This is a genomic window from Methylophilus aquaticus, assembly GCF_030769565.1.
GTDB lineage: Bacteria > Pseudomonadota > Gammaproteobacteria > Burkholderiales > Methylophilaceae > Methylophilus > Methylophilus aquaticus.
Genome location: NZ_JAVCAP010000037.1, coordinates 1 through 22,726, shown reverse-complemented (window position 1 = coordinate 22,726; position 22,726 = coordinate 1). Strand labels below are relative to the sequence as shown.

Below are 22,726 nucleotides of genomic sequence, written 5' to 3'. Positions count from 1 at the left end.
CGGATGAGTTTTACTTTAAACACCTGCCCGCAACACCCAAGGCAGCTTAAACAGAATCGCAAGATATTTCACTTAAAACTTCAAAGATTCTGTCCAACTAAACGGGGCCACCTCTGTTCTTGAATCTTGCGAGTCAGCGTATTTCTACCCATACCTAACTGATTCGCAGCTTCAATACGGCGGCCATCGGTATGGGCTAGGGCGCTCGTAATAAGGATGCGTTCAAATTCCTTGGTTTTCGCATCCAATATGTTGGTTTCGCTACGATTGAGCGCATCAGTGACTTCTTGTAAGAGAACATCCTGCCAAAATGGCTACCTACTTTGCCAGCCAATTTTTGAATTCTTTTATTAAGTGTATGATGTCATGATGCACAGTAAACGATTTAGTTGCTCAGTAAGAATAACGCACCATGCTAGGGAGCGTATGTCAGAGCGTAATATTTCTGAGTCATTGATTCTAGATTTGATAGAAACTGGCGAAATACGCAAAAAAGATGAAGTGCGTTTATGGATTTTTAAATCTTACACTGGCAGAAATGATAATTTGTTGTGTGTTGCTGTTGTACTTGAGACATGTTTAGTGGTTAAAACAGTGATGCATCATTTTGAACTGGAGCAGTGAAATGAGAACTACCTATTATCCCGAAGATGACATTTTGAAAATGGTGTTTAATGACCAGCCTATTTTGCGTGAAACATCGCAAGATTGGAATGTAAATATTAGTTATGCTGCAGATGGCAGTATAGTTGAAATGGTTATTTTAGATGCGGTTGGTTCAGGTTTAATTCCATTTCATAGTGGCGACTCACTAAAAGCGGCTTAGTGAAATTAAAGCATGCTATCTTTGTGTATTTACAATTACGCGTAGCCGTTTATTTACAAGACATTAATCATCTATCCCCAATTCCTGAATTTTACGCGTGAGCGTATTTCTTCCCATCCCTAACTGGTTGGCTGCTTCAATTCGACGTCCATCGGTATGCACAAGGGCGCGCGTAATCAGCGTGCGCTCAAATTCCTTGGTCTTGGCATCAAGAATATTGGTTTCTCCCCGGTTAAGGGCATCAGTGACTTCTTGTGCCAGCGCTTCTTGCCAGGAACCACCGCCACTTTGTTTGTTTGAGTCTTCTTTCAGCTCTTGTGGTAGGTCGTTGACATCTACATTTTGCCCAGGCGCCATGACTGTAAGCCAATGGCATACATTTTCAAGCTGACGAACGTTACCACTCCAGTTGACGGACATGAGGTACTTCAGGGCCGCTTGCGACAGTTGTTTGGGTTCTACACCGAGCTGTTGTGCGCTGTGGGCTAAAAAATGCTTGGTCAGCAGGGGGATGTCTTCACGACGCTCGCGCAATGGCGGCAGACGCAGGCGTATCACGTTTAAGCGGTGGAAGAGATCTTCCCTGAACAATCCATTTTTAACGCGCTCTTCAAGATCCTGGTGAGTAGCCGCAATCACCCGTACATTTACTTTAATTGGCTGATGCCCACCCACGCGGTAAAACTGTCCGTCAGACAGCACACGTAACAAGCGTGTTTGCAGATCGGCAGGCATGTCACCAATTTCATCGAGAAACAATGTCCCGTTATCAGCCTGTTCAAAGCGTCCTCGTCTGGCGGCGGCGGCCCCGGTAAAGGCGCCTCGCTCATGGCCAAATAGCTCTGATTCAAGCAGATCTTTGGGAATCGCAGCCGTGTTAATGGCAATAAACGGCTTGTCCGCACGTGGGCTATGTCTGTGCAATGCGCTCGCGACCAGTTCTTTTCCACTACCAGACTCACCATTAATTAAAACAGTGGAATGTGAGCGACTCAGGCGACCAATGGCGCGAAAGACCTCCTGCATGGCAGGCGCCTGACCAATGATTTCTGGTGTTGGCTCATTGTCTTCTACGGCCTCGACCGCCTGACGCATACTTTCATCTACTGCGCGTTTGATGATTTCAATGGCTTGGTCTACATCAAAAGGTTTGGCCAAGTACTCAAAAGCACCGCCCTGAAAAGCAGCAACAGCACTCTCGAGGTCTGAGTAAGCAGTCATAATAATCACCGGAATATCCGGGTAACGTTGTTTCACTTCAGATAAGAAATCCAGCCCTGAGCCATTCGGCATACGAATATCGCTCACAATGACTTGTGGCTGCTCACGATTCAGCGCATTAAGCGCCTCTGCTGGTGATGAGAACGTTTTGAATTCGAAGTCAGTACGCGCCAGGGCTTTTTCAAACACCCAGCGAATTGATTTGTCATCATCTAAAATCCAGATTGGCTTCATAGCTTTTTCTCGTTGATTATTGTACTGATTTAAGCTGCGTACTTTCTATCGGTAGCAGAATATGGAAAATGGTTTTGCCAGGCTGTGACTCGCAGTCAATCATGCCATGGTGCTGTGTAATAAAGGTTTGTGCCAGCGCTAGCCCCAGCCCGGTACCACCTTCTCTTCCCGAAACAAGAGGATAGAAAATGCGCTCTTTAATACCGGCAGGAATACCAGGACCGTTATCAATAATTTCCAGATGAATACCTACACGGTAACGTTTTCTGGCCAAGGTGATCTGGCGCTCGGCACGCGTGCGGAAGGTGATGCTGGCATCTTTAGTTTGGTGTTGTTGCATGGCTTGCGCAGCATTACGCGCAATATTCAATACGGCCTGAATCAGTTTTTCACGATCACCTATCAATTCGGGCAAGCTGGTGTCGTAATCTCTGATCACGCGAATATGATTAGGCGATTCTGCCAGTAACAAACTGCGTACGCGCTCCAACACCTCGTGGATGTTAGTCGGCTCATATTTAGGTACACGATGCGGTGCCAGCAAGCGATCCATCAGGCTGTGCAATCGATCAGCCTCTTTGATAATCACCTGGGTATATTCTTTAAGAGAAGGCTGCGGCAGCTCAAATTCAAGCAATTGTGCCGCACCACGCAGGCCACCCAACGGGTTGCGAATTTCATGTGCCAGATTACGCAGCAACTCTGAGTTTGCCTGTTGCTGAATCAGCATGCGCTCTTCGCGGGCAATGCGCAATTGCTGATCCATTTGTACAAATTCCAGTATCAGCATATCTTCAGCCACTTGATTGAAGCTGCTGGAAATAGGTGTCACCGTACATGTAACAGCTGTTGTATGTTGACGTTGTGTCGTCAGCAAAAACTCATGCTCACGGTATGGGCTTTGGGTTTGAATGGCATTGGTCACTGCCATTTGCAGGATTTCGCAGTTTACAAACACATCATGGATATGCAGTCCATGAATTTGATTGGCACTAAACGCAAACAATATCTCCGCACTCGAGTTTGCATAAGTGACCTCAAGTTGGTTGTTGAGCAATATAACCGCTGTAGCAATGTGCTCTAGGCCGCTAAACCCGTTTGGAGAACTTTGAACCATATCCCTGACTTAATGATGAATAAACTGCGCACTCTTATAAAGCAAAACGTAAGCCAATTTTTGTTAACAGTGCATGTTTAATTAGAGAACCCCCAAAATGGTGCGCTTTAATGATTAAGTTCTTTGTTCAGAAGTTCGATATTCCTTTCATGCGCTTGAATTTCGGCTTCAATAATACGCAGCTTTTCTTCATACTTGGCTACGTTACGAAAGGTTTTTCCTTGGGCGGTACGATAGACTTCCGGATTGTTCCTAGCTTCTTCGTATAACACCTTTGCATTTTCAAGTGCTTGTTTTTCTTGATCTAATTCACTTAGTAAAATTTCTTTTCGTTTCAAATCACGCTGATTTTGCGTTTGATGATCCACTTTGGGAAAACTTGCAGGACTGGGACTTTTAGAAGTGATATTGTTTTGTTTTGCTGGCGCTTCTGTTTGTGACTGCTTAGGACCTGCGATAATCAGCTCTGACTTGCCACTCCTTGCAGGCTTTACATTAGTGTAGGTTACAACACCATTTTGATCAGTATATTTGTAAATATCTGCATTACAGTCTATGGCCAGCAGCAAACACGTGGCAGCGGTAAAAAGTCTTTTCATAGCAATAGTTTAGAGTAGATTGTTGACTATATCAACGTCTGAAAAGACTATGCAGTTGACGTAGTCCTGATGTGAGACAAAAAAACAGGGCAGCCATAGCTGCCCTGTTTTGGTGCGTTATCTTGTGATTAGCAAGAGTAGTAAAGACCAAACTCAACAGGGTGCGGAGTTTGACGCAGTTTGGTGACTTCTTCCATTTTTAATGCAATGTAAGAATCAATCCAGTCATCCGAGAAAACACCGCCACGAGTCAAGAACTCACGGTCTTTATCCAGATACTCAAGCGCTTGCTCTAATGAGGAACAAACGGTTGGGATCAATGCATCTTCTTCTGGTGGCAGATGGTACAAGTCTTTAGTGGCTGGTTCACCTGGGTGAATTTTATTTTGCACACCATCAAGACCTGCCATCAGCAATGCTGAGAACGCCAGGTAAGGGTTGGCAATTGGATCTGGGAAACGTGCTTCAACACGGCGTGCTTTGTCTGAATGTACAAACGGAATACGAATCGCTGCAGAACGGTTTTTAGCGGAGTAAGCCAGTTTTACTGGGGCTTCGTAGTGCGGTACCAGACGTTTGTAAGAGTTAGTGCCAGGGTTGGTAATGGCATTCAAAGCACGTGCATGTTTGATGATCCCGCCGATGTAGTACAACGCAAAATCACTCAGGCCAGCATACCCATTCCCTGCAAACAGGTTTTTACCGTCTTTCCATACAGATTGGTGTACGTGCATACCGGAGCCGTTGTCACCAAACATGGGTTTAGGCATGAAAGTCGCTGTTTTGCCATACGCATGAGCTGTGTTTAACACCACGTATTTAAGAATCTGCGTCCAGTCAGCACGTTGTGTCAACGTTGCAAACTTGGTACCGATTTCACATTGGCCAGCAGTGGCTACTTCGTGGTGGTGCACTTCAACGGGCACGCCCAACTCTTCCAGCGTTAACACCATTTGTGAACGGATGTCGTGCAATGAATCAACTGGAGGAACAGGGAAATAACCACCCTTGACGCCTGGACGGTGCCCTGTGTTGCCGCCTTCGAATTTTTCAGCAGATGACCATGCAGCTTCTTCGGAGTTGATTTTAACGAAACTACCACCCATGGTGGCATCCCATTGCACGCTATCAAAAATGAAGAACTCTGGTTCTGGGCCAAAATAGGCGGTGTCGCCCAAACCGCTGGATTTCAAATAAGCTTCTGCGCGCTTGGCCAAGCTACGTGGGTCACGGTCGTAACCTTTACCATCTGTAGGGTCTACCACATCGCAAGTCAGCACCAGTGTTGGCTCGTCAAAGAACGGATCAATGAATGCAGTGCTTGCATCAGGCATCAATTGCATGTCAGACGCTTGAATGCCTTTCCATCCTGCGATGGAGGAACCGTCAAATGCATGGCCTTCAGTAAATTTATCTTGGTCAAAGGCTGAAACAGGCACTGTGACGTGCTGCTCTTTACCTCTGGTGTCGGTAAAACGGAAGTCGACAAACTTGATGTCGTTATCCGCAACCATTTTCATAACGTTTGCTACAGACATTACATTCTCCTCAGTGATCAAGGTCTAAAACAATCAATTTTTCATACGAAAAATCGAGACATGTCGCGGATGTCCCGAAACGTATGTAAATATGAACAGTGGATTTTTAATAAATCTTAGTGTGTAATCTTAGCAGGAAGCATGCCACTGAAAAATATGCTTTTATGGTGCTTTGACAATAACTTGAATAAAACCCGCAAAACAACTTGCACTAATGATGTGCAAAGCAACAAATTGGGCACCAATTTGGTGCATTATAGGGGTGGGTGAATTTAGCAGGTATACTCGCATATCTTTCAAAAGTTGTAGTCGCTGTTAAAAAGAGGTCTATTTTGAGCACAGTTGAACAAATTTTAAATCAGGCGCACCAGCGTGCCAGAGAAAATAATATTGCCTATGCTGGCTTGCTAACCCCACAAGAAGCCTATCTCCTTGTCGAGCAACATACTGAAGCTGTTCTGGTTGATGTCAGATCGCGCGCCGAACTGGAGCTTGTTGGCCGTGTCCCGTTTGCCACCCATATTGAATGGGCATTTTATCCCGGCATGGTGGCAAACCCTGATTTTGCGCAGCAATTACAGGCACAGATTGATAAAAATAGCACCGTCATTTTTATGTGTCGTACAGGTGGACGCAGCCATAACGCGGCTTTACTGGCGCAACAGCTGGGTTATGCAAAAGCGTTTAACATGATTGAGGGTTTTGAAGGCGAAGCTAACGCGCTGAAACAGCGGACGTTGATCAATGGCTGGAAACACGCCGGGCTGCCTTGGACAAACTGATTACCTTCTAATATGAGTATTGAAAAGTACGCGGTCATCGGTAACCCGATAGAACATAGCAAATCACCATTGATACACCAGGCCTTTGCGAGACAGTTCGGCAAGCAGATTCATTATGAAAGGTTGCTGTCTCCACTAGACGGCTTTTCATCCACTATAAAACGCTTGCAAGCTGAAGGTTATATCGGTGCCAACGTGACAGTACCGTTTAAATTTGAGGCCTATCAGCTAAGTTATCCAAATTTGACAGAACGCGCTTTATCAGCGGGTGAGGCAGTCAATACGCTGACATTTACTGCAACCGATATTCAAGGTGACAATACCGATGGTATTGGTTTACGTAATGATATTGAGGGCAATCTAGGTTTTGAAATTCGAGGCAAAAATATCCTGATTTTGGGTGCGGGCGGAGCCGCACATGGAGTATTAATGTCCTTAGTAGGCGCGAATAGCCTAACCATCGCAAATCGCACCTTGGCAAAAGCCCTCAAAATGATCACTGGGCTCTATCATGACTATGATGTACGTGCAGTTGAGTATGAAAATTTAAACGTTCGTTATGATTTAATTGTCAATGCCACATCTGCTGGACTGACTGATAGCGCGCTCCCTTTGCCTGATCGTATTTTTTCAAGTGATACCTTGGCCTATGACATGATGTATGGGCGTGAAACGCCGTTTATGCATCAAGCGCGTACCGCTGGAGCACAAGTAGCCGATGGGCTTGGCATGCTGGTCGAGCAAGCTGCTGAAGCTTTTTATCTTTGGCATGGCTTGCGACCAGCAACCTCCCCGGTGATTGCCGCCATTCGACAACAACGATAACAACCAAGCCCAATGAAACACATCATTAAAACCTTGCTGTGGTGGGTGTTAGCATGGGTGTTGTTTTATCAGCTATGGATACTTGGGCATATCTTGTGGTGGGTGAATCACAACCCAACCTCGACCGCATTTATGGAGGCACGCATCGAAATCATGCAGGAAAAGCGCGCCGAGGCTACGTTACAACAACGTTGGGTCCCTTATACGCAGATCAGTAAACATCTCAAACGAGCCGTCATTGCGGCTGAAGACAGCAAGTTTGTGGATCATCAGGGATTTGACTGGGTGGGGATAGAAACTGCTTTTGAAAAAAACCTCAAAAAAGGCAAAATTGTGGCTGGCGGCTCTACCATCAGCCAGCAACTGGCGAAGAATCTTTTTTTATCAGGGCATCGAACACCGTGGCGCAAAGCGCAAGAAGTCGTCATTACATTTATGCTGGAAAAGCTCATGACCAAACGCCGCATCCTTGAGATTTACCTGAACGTGATTGAGTGGGGTGAGGGCGTGTTTGGGGCTGAAGCGGCATCACGCCATTATTTTCATGGCAGCGTCCAGGCGCTGGGGCCTGCCCAGGCGGCGCGATTGGCCGCCATGATCCCTAACCCGCGTTTTTATGATGTACATCGCAGTACACGCTACCTGAGCCGCCATGCAGCCACCATACAGGCACGCATGCGATTGGTCAAAATACCCTGACTTTAAGGGCTTGTTTGCGTGATTGAAGCCAAACACCTCCACCTACAATATTTTATATAAATATTTGTGTGTGGCCTAACCACATCCGTATTTAGATGCGCCATGACTATATGGGGCATTGGGGGCAGATTGCATGTTGACCTTAGCCCTTTACAGCGAGATGTTCACAGGGTGTAAGGTAACGGCCAGTTAAACTGGCCGTATTTTTTAAATATCCCTCAAAAATCACGCGTATATTGTGTCTGTTTAAGACGTGCCGATATCAAACATAGTATCCAGATCCTGCTTGCGGTAAGTGCGTAGCGACAGCATGGTTTCGGTGCGAACAATGCCGTTGACCGCCGCTAGCGCATGCGTCACGAGCGCAGAGAGCGCCTCAGGCCCGCTCACTTGAATCACCGCCACCAGGTCATATTGACCGCTCACTGAATAGACCTCGGAGACATGCGACATCGCCGCCAGTTGTTCAGCCACCGAGGCAATCTGCTGGCGCTCAGCGTTTACCAGCATAATACAAGTCATCATAAGACCTCCTGCTTAAAGTCTCCGCTGACGTGCGGCGGAGAGTGGGCTATTCAAACGGTTTTTGTCTGTACCTGCATTTTCGCGCTGCTGGGCTGATGCCGCTGTAGCAATGCCTTGTGTAAATATTGAAAGTCTGCCGGATCTATCGGTAAAAACCATTGCTTGAAACGGGTGGCAACGCCCAGCGGCAGTCGCATATCGGCTAATAGTTCGTCAATGTGATGCACCGAAAAAGGGATGATATTGGTGCCTTTGGAGTGCTTGCCCTCATTGCGCGCTTCCATCCATGCCAGGCGCTCCTTGATAGTGCTGCGCTGTACATCGGCGGGGGGCAGCTTCATCTTGCCGCCCATCCAGTCTGCCAGCCAGTAAGCGCCCACTTCAGCATTCAGCTGGCTAAAGAATGAAGAGTTGTAGCCATTAAAGGCGAGACCAGGCATGCCTACCGGAGCCATCGAGCGATAGAGCACAAAGTTGCCTTCAGCATCGGTGACATATTGCATGACGTCCTCTGTTAAAAAAGGCACACGTTGATGCCAGCCTGTCCCGCAAATCACAATATCGGCGGGCAAGCGGCGGCCATCACTTAAATGTGCATAACGCACGCCATGTTCGATGCTAAAGCCAGTGATGCTATTTTCTTTGGCAACGTGAATATGACCCGCCTCCACGCTTTCAAAGAAGCCTTCTGTCACCAGGCTGACGGTACTGCGCGCAATTGATTCGAGCGGTTGGTCAGGTTTCAGGCCGAGCTTTTCCAGTCGGCATTGGCGGTTGATTACCCACTGCACCTGGTTGAGCATGCTGTTGCGGATCGGTTTACCGATACCGTGCAAAAATCGCTCAATGCCTTTCAGGCGGATATATTTAAACAGACCTTCGCCCATGCGCGTCAAAAACAGATATTTATAATTGAGCACGTTCATGAGGCGTTTTGGCACTTTCCAAATCAAATGTCGCGCCACCACCGTGGTGCTGGCAGCTTGCTGGCAAACCGCCTGTGCCACATCAGTAGACGATTTGCCGTAACCGACGATCAGCACATGCTTCCCCTTGGCATCTGCCAACTCCTTGAATTCGCTCGTGTGACAAATGCGGCCACCAGCGACGATAAAAGCCTCTGACCCTGGATACTCTGGAATCATGGGCTGCGAAAAAATCCCGTTGCAGACAATCAGAAAGTCAAAGTGACGTGTCTCCTCCTCTTTACCTGCGGCCTTAACGGTGAGTTGCCAGCCATTGCCCACTGGCTGCGCCGATTTCACTTCGGTATTCAATGCCAGCAGGTGCGCAAACTTGAAGTGCCTGGTATAGGCATCCAGATAGTGCTGCACCTGCTCACCGCTTGGCCATTCAGGATAGTGTTTGGGATAGGGGAAATCTGAAAAGGCATAAGTGGACTTTACATTTTGCGTGGTCAGATTGGGATAGCGCCTGGACGCACTCCATACCCCGCCAACATCGGCTTCTTTCTCAAACACCGTCACCTGGTGACCAAAAGCTGTCAGCACTTTTGCTGTACTCAAACCGGCAAACCCGGCACCCACAATCGCAATATTCATACGGTTTCCTTTGTGCTTAAAAATCATACAGGGCCTATCCCTGCATCGTCGGGTGCAGTATTGAGCGAGCCAAGGTTGCCGACTATCCAGAAACCGCCTGCACTATCCGCGTTCGGCAACAACTTGCATGGGCGCTGCATTTCGCTGCGCAATGCGGATAGTGACTGCATGGAGCGGATAGCCCCGCCGTCTGCACTGCGAGAAAGTAGCAACCACAACGAAGGTGATCACTGGCCTTCTCACTCTTCAACCGAGCAAGCGAGACGAACAATGGGAAAGATGATAGAAATCAGCGCGCAATCTCCAGCCTTTAAAGGTTATCTGGCGTTGCCTGCCACCGGCAGCGGCCCTGGCCTGGTGTTATGCCAGGAAATTTTTGGCGTGAATGCCAATATGCAGGCGATGGCAGACCTGTATGCCGAAGAAGGCTACATGGTGCTGGTGCCGGATTTGTACTGGCGTTTACAGCCTGGCATCAGCTTGACCGATGCGGCAGAGGATATGCCAGCTGCACTCGGCTATTACCAGCGCTTTGATGAAGCCAGCGGCATGCAGGATGTGCAGGCTGCCATCACCTGTGTGCGCAACCTGCCTGGCTGTAGTGGGCAAGTAGGGGTGATGGGCTATTGTCTGGGTGGCAAGCTAGCCTATCTGGCAGCCAGCCAGACCGATGCCGATGTCGCAGTCGGCTATTACGGAGTGGGCATCGAGCAGGCCTTGCCTGCCATGGCAGAGCTGACATGCCCGCTGCTGTTACATATCGCCGAGCTGGATGCCTTTTGTCCGCCTGCTGCGCGCGAGGCCATCCTGGCCGCAGCCGCCACTCAGCCACTGGTTAAAACCCAGGTCTATCCCGGGATGGACCATGCCTTTGCCCGTGTCGGTGGCGCCCACTACCATGCGCCTTCGGCTCAAATGGCCTACAGCCGTACCTTGAGTGCTTTACGTAAGGCCATCGGCCCCGATTACGACCTCAGCGCGATTGCCGATCACCATTTCGCACTCGAATTTGCCACACGCGATGCTGAAGCCACCATGACCACCATGGTCGCCGAGCCTTATGTCAATCATGTGCCCACCATGACTGGCGGCGTTGGTTACGCCATGTTGCGCCGTTTTTACCAGCACCACTTTATCCATAACAACCCGCAAGACATGGACATGACCCCAATCTCGCGGGTAGTCGGTGCCGATCGCATGGTGGATGAATTTGTACTCAGTTTTACCCATGACTGTGAAATCGACTGGTTGCTGCCCAATGTGGCACCAACTGGACGCCATATCGAGATTCCCATGCTGGTGGTAGTCACTTTCCGCGGAGACAAGTTATACAACGAGCATATTTACTGGGACCAGGCCGGTGTGCTGGTGCAAGCAGGTTTGCTTGACCCGGCGCTGGTACCCGCCATCTGTGGCGTGGAGCAGGCGCGCAAGCTGCTTGACCCGGCCCTGCCTTCCAACACGCTGATGGCCAACTGGTCACGTAGCGCCAACGCATGAGGTGCGCCATGAAAGGGATTGCAAACAAAGTCGTGATCATTACCGGTAGCGCCACTTTGATCGGTGCCGCCGTGGTACAGGCCTTTTTTGAAGCGGCCGCCAAGGTGGTGGCGGTGGATATTGATGCACGAGGCGCAGAGGTGGCCGCTGCCATCAGCCCGCAGATTCTGTTTCAGCAGACCGACATCAGTGACGATGCCGCCTTGCAGCAACTGGTGGCCACTACACAGCAACAGTTTGGTGGCATCGATTTTCTGGTCAATCTGGCTTGCAGCTATGTCGACAACGGTTTTGCCGCCAGCCGTGCCGACTGGTTACACAGCTACAACGTCAATCTGGTCAGCAGCGTCATGCTGGCCAAAGCTTGCCATGCCGCCATGTGCGCCCGTGGCGGCGGTGCCATCGTGCATTTTTCCAGTATTTCCGCCAACGCCGCACAAACCGGCCGCTGGTTGTATCCGGCCACTAAGGCCGCCACCGAGCAACTGACGCGCAGCATGGCGCTGGATCTGGCCACCGATAACATCCGTGTCAATGCGGTGGCACCTGGCTGGATCTGGTCACGCGTCATGGACGAACTCACAGGCGGTAACCGCGCAAAAACCGACGCCGTGGCCGCGCCATTCCATATGCTCAAACGCGTCGGCGATCCGCACGAAGTGGCAGATGTGGTGCTGTTTTTGTGCTCCGACCATGCCTCGTTTGTCACCGGTGCCGTCTATGCCGTTGATGGCGGCTATGGCGCACTCGGACCAGAGCAGGCCGAACCTGCGATTCCAAAGTTAGCGAGTTGAAGCAGTTGTTAACCGATCACCAGAACGATTTTTTAAGTATTTTTTGAAAGGACTTTAAGATGCAAATGCGCACCCTCACTTTGGCCATCCTGGCCGCAACCACACCGCTGCTCGCTCAAGCCTATGACCTGCCAGCCGTCAACCTTGGGTTTACCAGCTTTCTCGATGGTGCCCCGCCTGCAGGCAATGGCTGGTACTTTACCCAGTATATTCAGCAATACCATGCCGACAAATTCAAGGACAACAGTGGCGACAGTCTGGCCTTGCCTAAACCCAAGGTGGATGTCACCGTCAGTTTGTCGCAAATCCTCTATATTTCCGACATCAACGTTGCCGGGGCTAATCTCGGGCTGGACGTGATTGTGCCGGTAGTGAGTCCGCACACCAGTTATGGCGCCTCCAATAGCGCGTTTCCCAAGGCGGGGGAGAGCGGAGTGGGTGATTTGCTGATCGGGCCATTTTTACAATGGGCGCCCATCATGGGGGAGCAAGGCCCCAAATTCATGCACCGGGTCGAGTTGCAATTTATTCTGCCCACGGGCGAATACAGTTCCAAGAGCGAAATCAATCCTGGCAGCAATACCTGGTCATTCAACCCCTATTGGTCAGGCACCTATTTCTTTACCCCGGAATGGACAGCCTCTGTGCGGGCTCATTATTTGTGGAATGGCAAAAACGATGACCCCAACCGGGGCTTTGAGGCGCTAGGGGCCAGAACCACGCGCGCAGGTCAGGCGTTTCATACCAACTTTGCCATGGAGTATGCGTTTACCCCGCAATTGCGCTTGGGCATTAACGGCTATTACCTCAAACAAACCACCGATACGCAAATGAATGGCGATGATGTTAAAGGCCGTCGCGAACAGGTGCTGGCCTTAGGGTTGGGCGGCGTCTACAGCTTCTCCAAGGAGAACCACCTGATGTTTAACTTCTATGACGAGATGGCAGTAAAAAACCGCACTGAAGGTGAACGTTACAACCTGCGCTTTGTGCATCACTTTTAATTCGCCGAGGTCATCATGAATGCTATTCAAGCACAAGCCATCCAGTTTCAGCCTGGCAAATCCCAGCCCGCGGAACCCTTGCTCAAATTCCCGACTGAAGATGGTTCCCGCATTCCGTATGCGGTCTTCAGTTCACAAGCAGTATACGAGCTGGAGCAGGAACGTATTTTCCGCGGCCCAACCTGGAGCTTTTTGGGGCTGGAAGCCGAAATCCCTAACCCTGGTGATTTTAAAAGCACCTTTGTCGGCGACACGCCGGTGGTGATGACGCGTACCCAGCAAGGCGGCCTGGCCGCCTGGGTCAACCGCTGTGCGCACCGTGGGGCCCAGGTTTGCCGGCAGGCCAGAGGTAATGCCAGCGAGCATACCTGTGTTTATCACCAGTGGAGTTTTGACTGCGAGGGCAACCTGCAAGGCGTACCATTCCGCCGTGGCCAGAAAGGCATGGCGGGTATGCCCAAAGACTTTAATCCCAAAGAGCACGGTTTGAAACAGTTGCGTGTCGATAGCTACAAAGGCTTGGTATTTGCCACCTTTAGCGAGAGTGTGGCGCCCTTGCCCGAGTATATCGGCCCGGAAATGCGGCCTTGGATAGACCGTATTTTCCATAAGCCGATTGAGTATCTGGGATGCACCCGCCAGTACTCCAAGTCTAACTGGAAGCTGTATCTGGAAAACGTCAAGGATCCCTACCACGCCAGTCTGCTACATCTGTTTCATACCACCTTTAATATTTTTCGGGTGGGCATGAAGGCGCGTTCGATTCCGGATGCCACGCACGGCTTGCATAGCATTATCACGGCCACTAAAAACGAGGTGGAAACCGCTGATGCCTACAAGGCGCAAGCCATCCGGTCGTTTGACGAGGGTTTTCAGCTCAAGGATGACAGCCTGCTCGGCCAGATTCAGGAGTTTGAAGAGCTGACCACCAACCATATTCAGCCTATCTTTCCGCAGCTGGTGGTACAGCAAATCCACAATACGCTGGTGGCGCGGCAGTTGCTGGCCAAAGGCCCCAACAATTTCGAGCTGATTTTCCACTTTTTTGGCTATGTCGATGATACGCCGGAACTGCGGGCCATGCGGCTTAAACAAGCCAATCTGGTCGGTCCGGCAGGCTATATCTCGATGGAAGATACTGAAGCAACCGAACTGGTGCAGCGCGGCACCGTGCGTGACGGCGACGCCTACTCAGTGATTGAAATGAGTAAAGACCAACCTGACCAGCAGGACACGCTGATCACCGAGAGCCTGATCCGCCGTTTCTGGGTCGGTTATCAGCAACTCATGGGTTTTTAAGGAGTACACACCATGCAAGAACTACAGACTTGGTTTGAAGTGCAACAGTTACAGCAAGCCTATATTGCGGCGCTGGATAACGACCAGTTGGAGCGCTGGCCACAGTTTTTCACCGAAGACTGCCACTACAGCATCGTGCCAAAAGAAAACTTCGATGCAGGCCTGCCCATCGGCATGATTTATTTTGATAACCGCAACATGCTGGAAGACCGCGTTACCTCTTTGCGCCATGCCAATATTTTTGAAAGCCATACCTACCGTCATATGACTTCTGGCCTGATTGTGCAAGCCAGCAATGACGATGAGGTGCAGGCCGAATCCAGTTACGTGGTGGTACAAACGCTGCAAAACGGTGAGTCACAGGTGTATCAGACCGGCCGTTATATCGACCAGATTGTGCGCACCGAACAGGGCTGGCGCTTCAAGCGGCGGCAGGTGATTTATGACACCTCCCGCGTACAAACTTTGCTGGCGACCCCGATATGAGTACCGTCCACTTACATCGCTGGCTAGACATTGGTGCCGTGGAGGCGTTTAGCGAAGATGAGCCGGTCGCGGTGGAGGCGGGCGGCATGCAGATTGCCATTTTCCGGCTGGAGGATCAATTGTTTGCGCTGCATGATTTATGCACGCACGGCGTCGCGCGGTTGTCAGAGGGTTATGTTGAAGAGGGGTGTGTCGAATGCCCTTTGCATCAGGGCTTATTTGATATTCGCACCGGGGCTGCCAAGTGTGCACCGGTGACCGAGGCCGTGCGCAGTTTTCCCGTCAGGATACAAGAAGGGCGGGTACAGGTGGCGGTTGAAGCCGGGGCACCACCTGTCCAAGCGCAGCCAGCAGCGATAGAAGTGGTGTTATCCAGCGTAGAGAAAGTGGCGCCGGATGTGGCGCTGGTACGCATGCAATTGCCTGAAGCACATCGATTGAGCTACCAGCCTGGCCAATACATAGATATCCTGCTGGGTGACCAGCGGCGAAGTTACTCCCTGGCCCAAGTGACATCGAATACGCTGGAATTACATATCCGCCATCTGCCGGGCGGGTTGTTTACAGACCAGCTGTTTCATGAGCTGACACCGGGGACCCCCTTAAATATCGATGGCCCGCATGGGCAATTCACGCTGCAAGCCAGCCAGAAACCTAAAATCATGGTGGCGACCGGCACCGGCTTTGCGCCGGTCAAGGCCATGCTGGAAGCGCTGATTGCTGCCGGTAATGAGGCCCCGGTGACGTTGTATTGGGGTGGCCGCACCTTACCGGACTTGTACCAACACAGCCAATGCCTGGATCTGGTCACCCGTTATCCCTGGTTTCATTATGTGCCGGTGTTATCTGCCGATACGCCCGCGCATTGGCAGGGTCGGCAAGGCTACGTGACTGATGCGGTCTTGCACGATTGGCCAGAATTACAGCCGTTTGAGGTCTATGCCTGTGGCTCCCCGGCCATGGTGGCTGCTGCGCATGAACGGTTTGTGGCGCATGGCCTAGCGTCCACGGCATTTTTTGCCGATGCCTTCTATTCGCAAGCTGACCGTCGGCAAGCCGCTTAAGCAGCCTGTGTCTCGCTGGATGCGCCATCTGGAGTTGATGGCCCAAGCGGTGACACAGGCTGTTTAATGTCTAATCAAATTCTCCCTAAGCCTTTGTACACTTGCTGATGAGTTGATGATCAAGCCTTGAGGTCTTTTAAACCTTGAAATCTGGTGTTTGACCTGGTTGCATGTCGTCCTGCCAGGGTGAGTCTAGAACGATTGTTAATGTCCTGGGCCAAAGCGGCGACTTGCTGAAGGGGATTCGCCAAAGCGTTTTTTATAATCAATCGCAAAACGGCCCATATGGTTAAATCCCCAATGCATGGCAATTTCAGTCACTGACAGGTGGGCACTGTGTTCAGACAACAGCATTTCACGCACCCGATCAAGGCGCACTTGCCGCAAGTAATCCATCGGGCTCAAGCCTCGATAGCGTTGGAAGCCGGCAAACAGGGTACGTGCACTGACCCCGGCAATCGCTGCCAAAGACTCTATGGTCATGCTGTCGGCGGTATGATGCTGGATATAGTCTTCTACCCGCTTGATGTAGAACGGCGCAATATTGGTGACAGGGGCTTTCATACACAGATTGTGGGGTTGGCCATACAGCAAGGCATTAAAAAGGGTGGATTCAAACTGCTCAAACACGATAGGCTCACGTAACTGCGGATACGGGCTCTGCATATTGTCAGCAAGCATGCTCACCAGCTTTAAGAAATACTGTCCTGCAGGCGTTTCAAGTGCCAAGTCAGGATGAAACTCCAGCGGTTTTTCGAGTTGTTGCATCCCTAAATGCTGCGCACAATGTGTGTCCAGCCGAGCACGCTCTATACGTAAAATGATGTCTGCGCTGCCCGCTTCCCATTCAATTTCCAGCGGCAAGGTCGGCGATACCAGAGAGGCGTTGTGAGGTGTCGACAAAAAGCGGTGATTGCCGCAACGGATGGTGGAACTGCCATTCATCGGGATATGCACCAGAAAAAAATCATTCAGCCGGTCCGGGTCTATCACCACTTCGTGCTGGTACTGCAAGCGGTTGAGCGACAAGGCCCCCTGGCGGACATGATGCATGCTGGCAATGCCCTGTTCACGCCGGTCACGGATTTTAAGCCTATGTGGCTTGAAAATGTCGCCCACGGTCTGTTGCACTTCATCCATGTCCGAAGAACAAAACAGCCGGTTGTCCTCATTAAATAATGTCGTCTCCAACTGCGTAATCAGTGCCGAAACACTGCGATCAGTCCGGTTTGCTTGCTCCAATATAGTGCTACCTAACACAGTCATGGTGCGCCTCTCTCTTCCCTCTGGCCCGAGGTTCTGCAGTATCCGGATAGTGGCTGCATTTTTTGGATACCATCTGCTATCTATCTGGATTAAAAAGAAATTTTTACTGTTATAGGCTTAAAGTTAGCAAGATGTATACCATCCCTGTTGAGGATGCGATGCAGAAAAAGTCAGGCCTGCATAAGCAGGCCTGGCGAGGGAAGTGCATGTCTCTGGAATCAGGACTTAAGTTGTTTGAGTAGCGGGATCAGATAGCGGCCCGTGTAGCTGGCACTATTCTCTGCCAATGTTTCCGGCGTGCCTACCCCGACCACCACGCCACCGCCATCTCCGCCTTCAGGGCCCATATCAATCAGCCAGTCAGCGGTTTTAATCACATCCAGGTTATGTTCAATAATGACTACGGTATTGCCTGCATCACGCAAACGGTGAATCACGTCTAGTAGCAACTGGATATCGGCAAAGTGCAAGCCTGTGGTCGGTTCATCAAGTATATACAGTGTACGGCCGGTGTCACGTTTACTCAATTCTAGCGCCAGCTTGACACGTTGCGCCTCACCGCCAGACAAGGTGGTGGCCGACTGACCCAGTGTGATATAGCCCAGGCCGACATCGAGCAATGTTTTCAGTTTGCGTTCGATCACTGGCTGCGCATTGAAGAACTGGTGCGCCTGTTCTACCGTCATCGCCAGCACTTCGTGAATATTTTTGCCTTTAAACTGGATCTCCAGCGTTTCGCGGTTATACCGCTGGCCTTTACATACATCACAAGGGACATACACATCTGGCAAGAAGTGCATTTCAACACGCAGCACACCATCGCCCTGACAAGCCTCACAACGGCCACCTTTGACGTTAAAAGAATAGCGGCCAGGGCCATAACCGCGTGCACGACTTTCAGGCACGCTGGCGAATAAGTCACGAATCGGCGTAAATAATCCGGTATACGTCGCGGGGTTTGAGCGAGGTGTGCGGCCGATCGGGCTTTGGTCCACATCCACTACCTTATCGAAAAACTCCAAGCCCTCAATACTTTCATAAGGAGCCGCTTCGGTGCTGCTGCCATACAAATGGGTAGCCACCACACGGTAGAGCGTGTCATTTATCAAGGTAGATTTGCCACTACCGGAAACCCCGGTGACACAGGTGAGGAGGCCGACCGGAATTTCCACGCTGACATTTTTCAGATTATTGCCGGTGGTGCCATTCAGTTTGATCCAGCGTGCAGGATCGGGCTGAGTGCGTGGCATCTTGAACTGAATCTGCTTTTTACCACTGATGTATTGCCCGGTCAGCGAGTTGGGGTCTGCTTCAATTTGCGCGGGGGTCCCAAACGAGACAATATTACCGCCATGTTCTCCGGCCCCCGGACCAATATCAACCACAAAGTCAGCCATTTGAATCGCATCTTGATCATGTTCGACCACAATCACGCTATTGCCGATATCACGCAAACGCTTGAGGGTTTCCAGCAAGCGGTCATTGTCGCGTTGATGCAAACCGATAGAGGGCTCATCCAGCACATACATCACGCCAGTCAGCCCGCTGCCGATTTGCGAGGCGAGGCGAATACGTTGTGCCTCTCCACCAGACAAGGTTTCGGCCGAGCGCGACAGTGATAAATACTCCAGCCCAACATTGGTTAAAAACTTCAGACGACTTTCAATTTCCTTGACGATCTTGTCGGCAATCGCCAGTTTCTGGCCGCTCAACTGTAAAGACTCAAAAAAGTGCAACGCGACCTTCAGTGGCACTTCGCAAATCTGATGAATGTTTTTTTCACCCACTTTGACGTGCCTGGCTTCTTTGCGCAGTCGCGTTCCCAGGCAATCAGGGCAGGTAGTCGCATTGATGTATTTGGCCAGTTCATCGCGCACTGCACTGGAATCACTCTCGCGATAGCGGCGTTGAAGGTTGTTGATGATGCCCTCAAACGTATGCGTTTTCCCAAAAAAAGTGCCGCGCTCATTGAGGTATTTAAAGGTAATCTGCTCTTTGCCAGAGCCAAACAGCAAGATCTGCTGTATTGGTTCTGGCAGATTTTCAAACGGCGCTTCCAGATCAAAATTGTAATGCTGGCTCAAGCTGGACAACATCTGGAAATAAAATTGATTGCGCTTATCCCAGCCCTTGATGGCGCCACTGGCAAGTGACAAATGCGGAAAGGCCACCACGCGTTTGGGGTCAAAAAAAGTCACATTGCCCAGGCCATCGCATTTTGGGCAAGCACCCATCGGGTTGTTGAAACTGAACAGGCGCGGTTCGAGCTCTGCCAGTGAGTAATCACACACCGGGCAGGAAAATTTGGCCGAAAACAAATGCTCTTTTTCACTGTCCATTTCGAGCGCGATGACTTTGCCATCTGCCAACCGCAATGCAGTTTCTACAGATTCGGCAATCCGTTGCTTCATATCCTCACGCACTTTTAGCCGATCGACCACGACATCCACATTGTGTTTTGTGGTTTTAGCCAGTTGCGGCAAAGCATCCATTTCGTAGATTTTGCCGTCAACGCGCAAACGCACAAACCCTTGTGCTTTCAAGGTATCAAACAGATCCAGCTGCTCGCCTTTGCGGTTGGCCACGACAGGAGCCAAAATCATCAGCTTGGTATCTTCAGGCAGCTTGAGAATACTGTCCACCATCTGGCTCACGGTTTGCGCTTCGAGCTTGATGCCATGCTCCGGGCACTCGGGGTCGCCCGCGCGGGCAAACAGCAAACGCAAATAATCGTGAATTTCAGTCACCGTGCCCACGGTCGAACGCGGGTTGTGCGAGGTGGATTTTTGTTCAATCGAGATGGCAGGCGACAAGCCTTCGATCAAATCGACATCGGGCTTATCCATGCGTGCCAGAAACTGGCGGGCATAGGCCGATAAACTTTCGACGTAGCGGCGCTGCCCTTCCGCATACAGCGTATCAAATGCCAGAGAGGATTTCCCTGAGCCGGATAACCCTGTCACCACGACCAGCTGGTTGCGGGGAATATCGAGATTAATGTTCTTGAGATTGTGGGTGCGCGCCCCGCGAATTTTGATAAATTCCATGATACTTTCACGAACAGACAGCCAACCTGATAATATACGCAATTATTTTGAATTAAGCCAAGTTTTCTTCCTGATTCCATGCAGTTCTCCGAAAAAATGACCCGAATAGAAACGCGCGCCACCGCGGCACTCGCCTCTATCTATGGGCTGCGTATGTTAGGCATGTTTTTAATCCTGCCGATTTTTGCCATTTATGCCGAAACGTTAGAAGGGGGCCAAAATCATGCGTTGATTGGACTGGCCCTCGGTGCCTATGGTTTTATGCAGGTGATTCTGCAACTGCCTTTCGGCATGGCTTCTGACCGTTTCGGCCGCAAAAAGCTGATTTACCTCGGGCTGCTCTTATTTGCCATCGGCAGCGTAGTGGCAGCATCTGCACACGATATTTACATGGTGATTATCGGGCGCTCCATCCAAGGGGCGGGCGCCATTTCGGCAGTGGTGACGGCGCTGGTCGCGGATTCAACCCGGGAGGAACATCGCACCCAGGCCATGGCGATGATAGGCGCGACCATTGGCCTCACATTCGCAGTCTCTCTGGTTGCAGGCCCCCTGTTAAATCAGTGGATAGGCGTATCAGGCATTTTCTGGCTCACGGCAGTCTTGTCGATCATGGCCATTTTTGTTGTTAAGTATGGCGTGCCTGATCCCTTGGAAGTCCATTTTCACTCTGATGCACAAGCCGCCCCTGCAAAAATGAAAGAGGTGCTACACGACAGGCAGTTACTGCGCCTGAACTTTGGCACTTTTTGCCTGCACGGCGCCCAAATGGCCATGTTCATGGTGGTGCCTTTTGCGATCAAGGCCAACACGGGATTAAACGAAAATGCACACTGGAAAATTTATCTCCCGGTACTGGTGATTTCTTTTGTGCTGATGGTCCCGGCGATTATTTATGCTGAAAAGAAAGCCAAACTGAAACCGGTATTCGTCAGTGCAGTTGCCCTGATGCTGTTGACCCAGCTGGCTTTTATGGTGAGCCTGAACAGTCTGGCTGGCATCGTGGTAACGCTGTTTTCATACTTTGTGGCCTTTAATATTTTAGAAGCCTCATTGCCCTCGCTGATTTCCAAAATGGCACCAGTGGCATCCAAGGGCACCGCCATGGGCGTGCACAACACCGCCCAGTCTTTTGGCATGTTTTTAGGCGCCACCATGGGTGGATGGCTATCGCACCATTACGGTAACAGTGTGGTGTTTTTATTTTGTGCGGGCCTGATGACCATCTGGCTGCTACTGGCATTAGGCATGCAAGCGCCCCCCAGTGTGAAGACTAAAATGTTCCACATACAGGGGTATAATGATGCGCAAGCTGCAAAACTGGCGCAGGACATCCGCGCCATGGAAGGCGTGTATGAAGTGGTCGCCATTCCCACTGAAACCATGCTCATGGTAAAGTTGGAAAATCAGCGTAGCAAAGAATTTCAGGCGGCATTGTCGCAAGCAATCATGAATCGGATAGGGAGTTAATCATATGGCATCGGTGAACAAGGTTATTTTGATGGGTAATCTGGGACGTGACCCGGAAGTACGTTATATGCCCAACGGTGAAGCCGTTGCAAACTTCAGTATTGCCACCACTGAAAACTGGAAAGACAAATCCGGCGTCAAGCAAGAAAAAACCGAATGGCACAATATTGTCATGTACCGCCGTCTGGCCGAAATCGCCGGTGAATACCTGAAAAAAGGCCGCCCAGTTTATATTGAGGGCCGTCTGCAAACCCGTAAATGGGAAAAAGATGGCGTCACCCGCTACAGCACCGAAATCGTTGCCGACCAGATGCAAATGTTAGGCACTGGCCGTGAAGGTGGTAGCGCCTCTTATGAAGGCGGCGAGATGGATCAAGGCGGTGGCATGGACGACTACAACCAGGCGCCACCACGTCAGCAGCAACCTGCGATGGGTAGTGGTAATGCTGGCGGCGCAGCAAATCGCAACGCTTTCCAGCCTGCTAGCAAGCCAGCTGGCAATTTTGACGATTTTGATGACGATATTCCGTTCTAGAAACTACTAAAACTCATAATGTAAATAAATTAGCGGAGCCAATTGATTTGGCTCCGTTTTTTTTGTTTACATCATTCTGATAACTAAGTTATAAATTATGTTGTATTACCTCCATGAAAATATAAATTTTCTAGGGATATCGCTATTTTTTTAAAAGCTAAATTGACATCAAGTTTAGAGAAACATATAAGTAAATTAATCAAGAATTATTTATATAAGAGGTGGCCCCGTTTAGTTGGACAGAATCTTTGAAGTTTTAAGTGAAATATCTTGCGATTCTGTTTAAGCTGCCTTGGGTGTTGCGGGCAGGTGTTTAAAGTAAAACTCATCCGG

General features: G+C 50.3%; 22 protein-coding genes and 1 pseudogene. 13 read left to right on the top strand and 10 right to left on the bottom strand.

What is annotated here, in order from left to right:
* Positions 1–80: 80 nt before the first annotated feature.
* Positions 81–308, bottom strand: a pseudogene (locus Q9291_RS13855) (helix-turn-helix domain-containing protein); the annotation flags it as partial.
* A gap of 58 nt (positions 309–366) precedes the next feature.
* Between Q9291_RS13855 and Q9291_RS13850 the strand changes: the two are divergent.
* Together Q9291_RS13850 and Q9291_RS13845 are read left to right on the top strand one after the other, a co-directional pair.
* Positions 367–624: a DUF4258 domain-containing protein gene (locus tag Q9291_RS13850; RefSeq protein ID WP_306390731.1), complete on the top strand. Its 258-nt coding sequence runs from the start codon at positions 367–369 to the stop codon at positions 622–624.
* A 1-nt stretch (position 625) separates the two neighbouring features.
* Positions 626–826, top strand: a complete 201-nt coding sequence (locus Q9291_RS13845; RefSeq protein ID WP_306390729.1) for a DUF2283 domain-containing protein — start codon at positions 626–628, stop codon at positions 824–826.
* A gap of 63 nt (positions 827–889) precedes the next feature.
* On the opposite strand, the gene ntrC is transcribed toward Q9291_RS13845, so the two are convergent.
* The 4 genes from ntrC to glnA all read right to left on the bottom strand — a co-directional run bounded on the left by ntrC (position 890) and on the right by glnA (position 5,535).
* Entirely contained in the window at positions 890–2,281 is a 1,392-nt protein-coding gene (ntrC, locus tag Q9291_RS13840; RefSeq protein WP_306390727.1) for a nitrogen regulation protein NR(I), read from the bottom strand.
* Between the two features lie 16 nt (positions 2,282–2,297).
* Entirely contained in the window at positions 2,298–3,398 is a 1,101-nt protein-coding gene (glnL, locus tag Q9291_RS13835) for a nitrogen regulation protein NR(II) (RefSeq protein WP_306390726.1), read from the bottom strand.
* A 107-nt stretch (positions 3,399–3,505) separates the two neighbouring features.
* On the bottom strand, positions 3,506–3,997 hold the full coding sequence (locus Q9291_RS13830; RefSeq protein WP_306390725.1) for a DUF4124 domain-containing protein: 492 nt from the start codon (positions 3,995–3,997) through the stop codon (positions 3,506–3,508).
* 128 nt (positions 3,998–4,125) lie between these two features.
* Complete coding sequence (gene glnA / locus Q9291_RS13825) at positions 4,126–5,535, bottom strand: type I glutamate--ammonia ligase (RefSeq protein ID WP_306390723.1); 1,410 nt, start codon at positions 5,533–5,535, stop codon at positions 4,126–4,128.
* 332 nt (positions 5,536–5,867) lie between these two features.
* Here glnA and Q9291_RS13820 point away from each other — a divergent pair, with 332 nt between their 5' ends.
* Genes Q9291_RS13820 through mtgA form a run of 3 tightly spaced genes read left to right on the top strand, consistent with a single transcriptional unit; the run spans position 5,868 to position 7,841 of the window.
* Positions 5,868–6,317 carry a rhodanese-like domain-containing protein gene (locus Q9291_RS13820; protein ID WP_306390721.1) on the top strand — a complete coding sequence of 150 codons (450 nt, stop codon included), beginning with the start codon at positions 5,868–5,870 and terminating at the stop codon, positions 6,315–6,317.
* 12 nt (positions 6,318–6,329) lie between these two features.
* A complete protein-coding gene (gene aroE, locus Q9291_RS13815; RefSeq protein ID WP_306390720.1) occupies positions 6,330–7,142 on the top strand; it encodes a shikimate dehydrogenase in 813 nt (270 codons plus the stop codon).
* A 12-nt stretch (positions 7,143–7,154) separates the two neighbouring features.
* Entirely contained in the window at positions 7,155–7,841 is a 687-nt protein-coding gene (gene mtgA / locus Q9291_RS13810) for a monofunctional biosynthetic peptidoglycan transglycosylase (protein ID WP_306390719.1), read from the top strand.
* Positions 7,842–8,087: 246 nt separating this feature from the next.
* Here mtgA and Q9291_RS13805 read toward each other — a convergent pair whose 3' ends face one another.
* Genes Q9291_RS13805 through Q9291_RS13795 form a run of 3 tightly spaced genes read right to left on the bottom strand, consistent with a single transcriptional unit; the run spans position 8,088 to position 10,146 of the window.
* Positions 8,088–8,366, bottom strand: coding sequence for an Lrp/AsnC family transcriptional regulator (locus tag Q9291_RS13805; protein WP_306390718.1), 279 nt, complete (start codon positions 8,364–8,366; stop codon positions 8,088–8,090).
* A gap of 50 nt (positions 8,367–8,416) precedes the next feature.
* Entirely contained in the window at positions 8,417–9,928 is a 1,512-nt protein-coding gene (locus Q9291_RS13800) for a flavin-containing monooxygenase (protein WP_306390717.1), read from the bottom strand.
* 23 nt (positions 9,929–9,951) lie between these two features.
* Positions 9,952–10,146: a hypothetical protein gene (locus tag Q9291_RS13795; RefSeq protein WP_306390716.1), complete on the bottom strand. Its 195-nt coding sequence runs from the start codon at positions 10,144–10,146 to the stop codon at positions 9,952–9,954.
* A 61-nt stretch (positions 10,147–10,207) separates the two neighbouring features.
* Between Q9291_RS13795 and Q9291_RS13790 the strand changes: the two genes are divergently transcribed.
* The 6 genes from Q9291_RS13790 to andAb are packed head-to-tail and all read left to right on the top strand — an operon-like array spanning position 10,208 to position 16,075.
* The gene (locus Q9291_RS13790; RefSeq protein WP_306390714.1) at positions 10,208–11,428 is read left to right on the top strand and encodes a dienelactone hydrolase family protein; all 1,221 of its coding nucleotides are present in this window, start codon (positions 10,208–10,210) and stop codon (positions 11,426–11,428) included.
* Between the two features lie 8 nt (positions 11,429–11,436).
* Positions 11,437–12,222, top strand: a complete 786-nt coding sequence (locus tag Q9291_RS13785; RefSeq protein ID WP_306390713.1) for an SDR family oxidoreductase — start codon at positions 11,437–11,439, stop codon at positions 12,220–12,222.
* Between the two features lie 59 nt (positions 12,223–12,281).
* A complete protein-coding gene (locus Q9291_RS13780) occupies positions 12,282–13,226 on the top strand; it encodes a SphA family protein (protein WP_306390711.1) in 945 nt (314 codons plus the stop codon).
* Between the two features lie 15 nt (positions 13,227–13,241).
* Complete coding sequence (gene andAc / locus Q9291_RS13775) at positions 13,242–14,525, top strand: anthranilate 1,2-dioxygenase large subunit AndAc (RefSeq protein WP_306390708.1); 1,284 nt, start codon at positions 13,242–13,244, stop codon at positions 14,523–14,525.
* Positions 14,526–14,537: 12 nt separating this feature from the next.
* A complete protein-coding gene (gene andAd, locus Q9291_RS13770; RefSeq protein ID WP_306390706.1) occupies positions 14,538–15,011 on the top strand; it encodes an anthranilate 1,2-dioxygenase small subunit AndAd in 474 nt (157 codons plus the stop codon).
* Entirely contained in the window at positions 15,008–16,075 is a 1,068-nt protein-coding gene (gene andAb, locus Q9291_RS13765; RefSeq protein ID WP_306390705.1) for an anthranilate 1,2-dioxygenase ferredoxin subunit AndAb, read from the top strand. Before andAd ends, andAb begins: the two co-directional genes overlap by 4 nt.
* Before the next feature lie 204 nt (positions 16,076–16,279).
* Here andAb and Q9291_RS13760 read toward each other — a convergent pair whose 3' ends face one another.
* Positions 16,280–17,341 (bottom strand): AraC family transcriptional regulator, encoded by a 1,062-nt coding sequence (locus Q9291_RS13760; RefSeq protein ID WP_306390704.1) that lies wholly within the window; start codon positions 17,339–17,341, stop codon positions 16,280–16,282.
* Between the two features lie 218 nt (positions 17,342–17,559).
* Entirely contained in the window at positions 17,560–20,388 is a 2,829-nt protein-coding gene (uvrA, locus tag Q9291_RS13755; RefSeq protein WP_306390703.1) for an excinuclease ABC subunit UvrA, read from the bottom strand.
* 78 nt (positions 20,389–20,466) lie between these two features.
* Between uvrA and Q9291_RS13750 the strand changes: the two genes are divergently transcribed.
* Both Q9291_RS13750 and ssb read left to right on the top strand, forming a co-directional pair.
* Positions 20,467–21,858, top strand: coding sequence for an MFS transporter (locus tag Q9291_RS13750; RefSeq protein ID WP_306390702.1), 1,392 nt, complete (start codon positions 20,467–20,469; stop codon positions 21,856–21,858).
* Between the two features lie 4 nt (positions 21,859–21,862).
* A complete protein-coding gene (ssb, locus tag Q9291_RS13745; protein ID WP_306390701.1) occupies positions 21,863–22,393 on the top strand; it encodes a single-stranded DNA-binding protein in 531 nt (176 codons plus the stop codon).
* Positions 22,394–22,726: the final 333 nt, after the last annotated feature.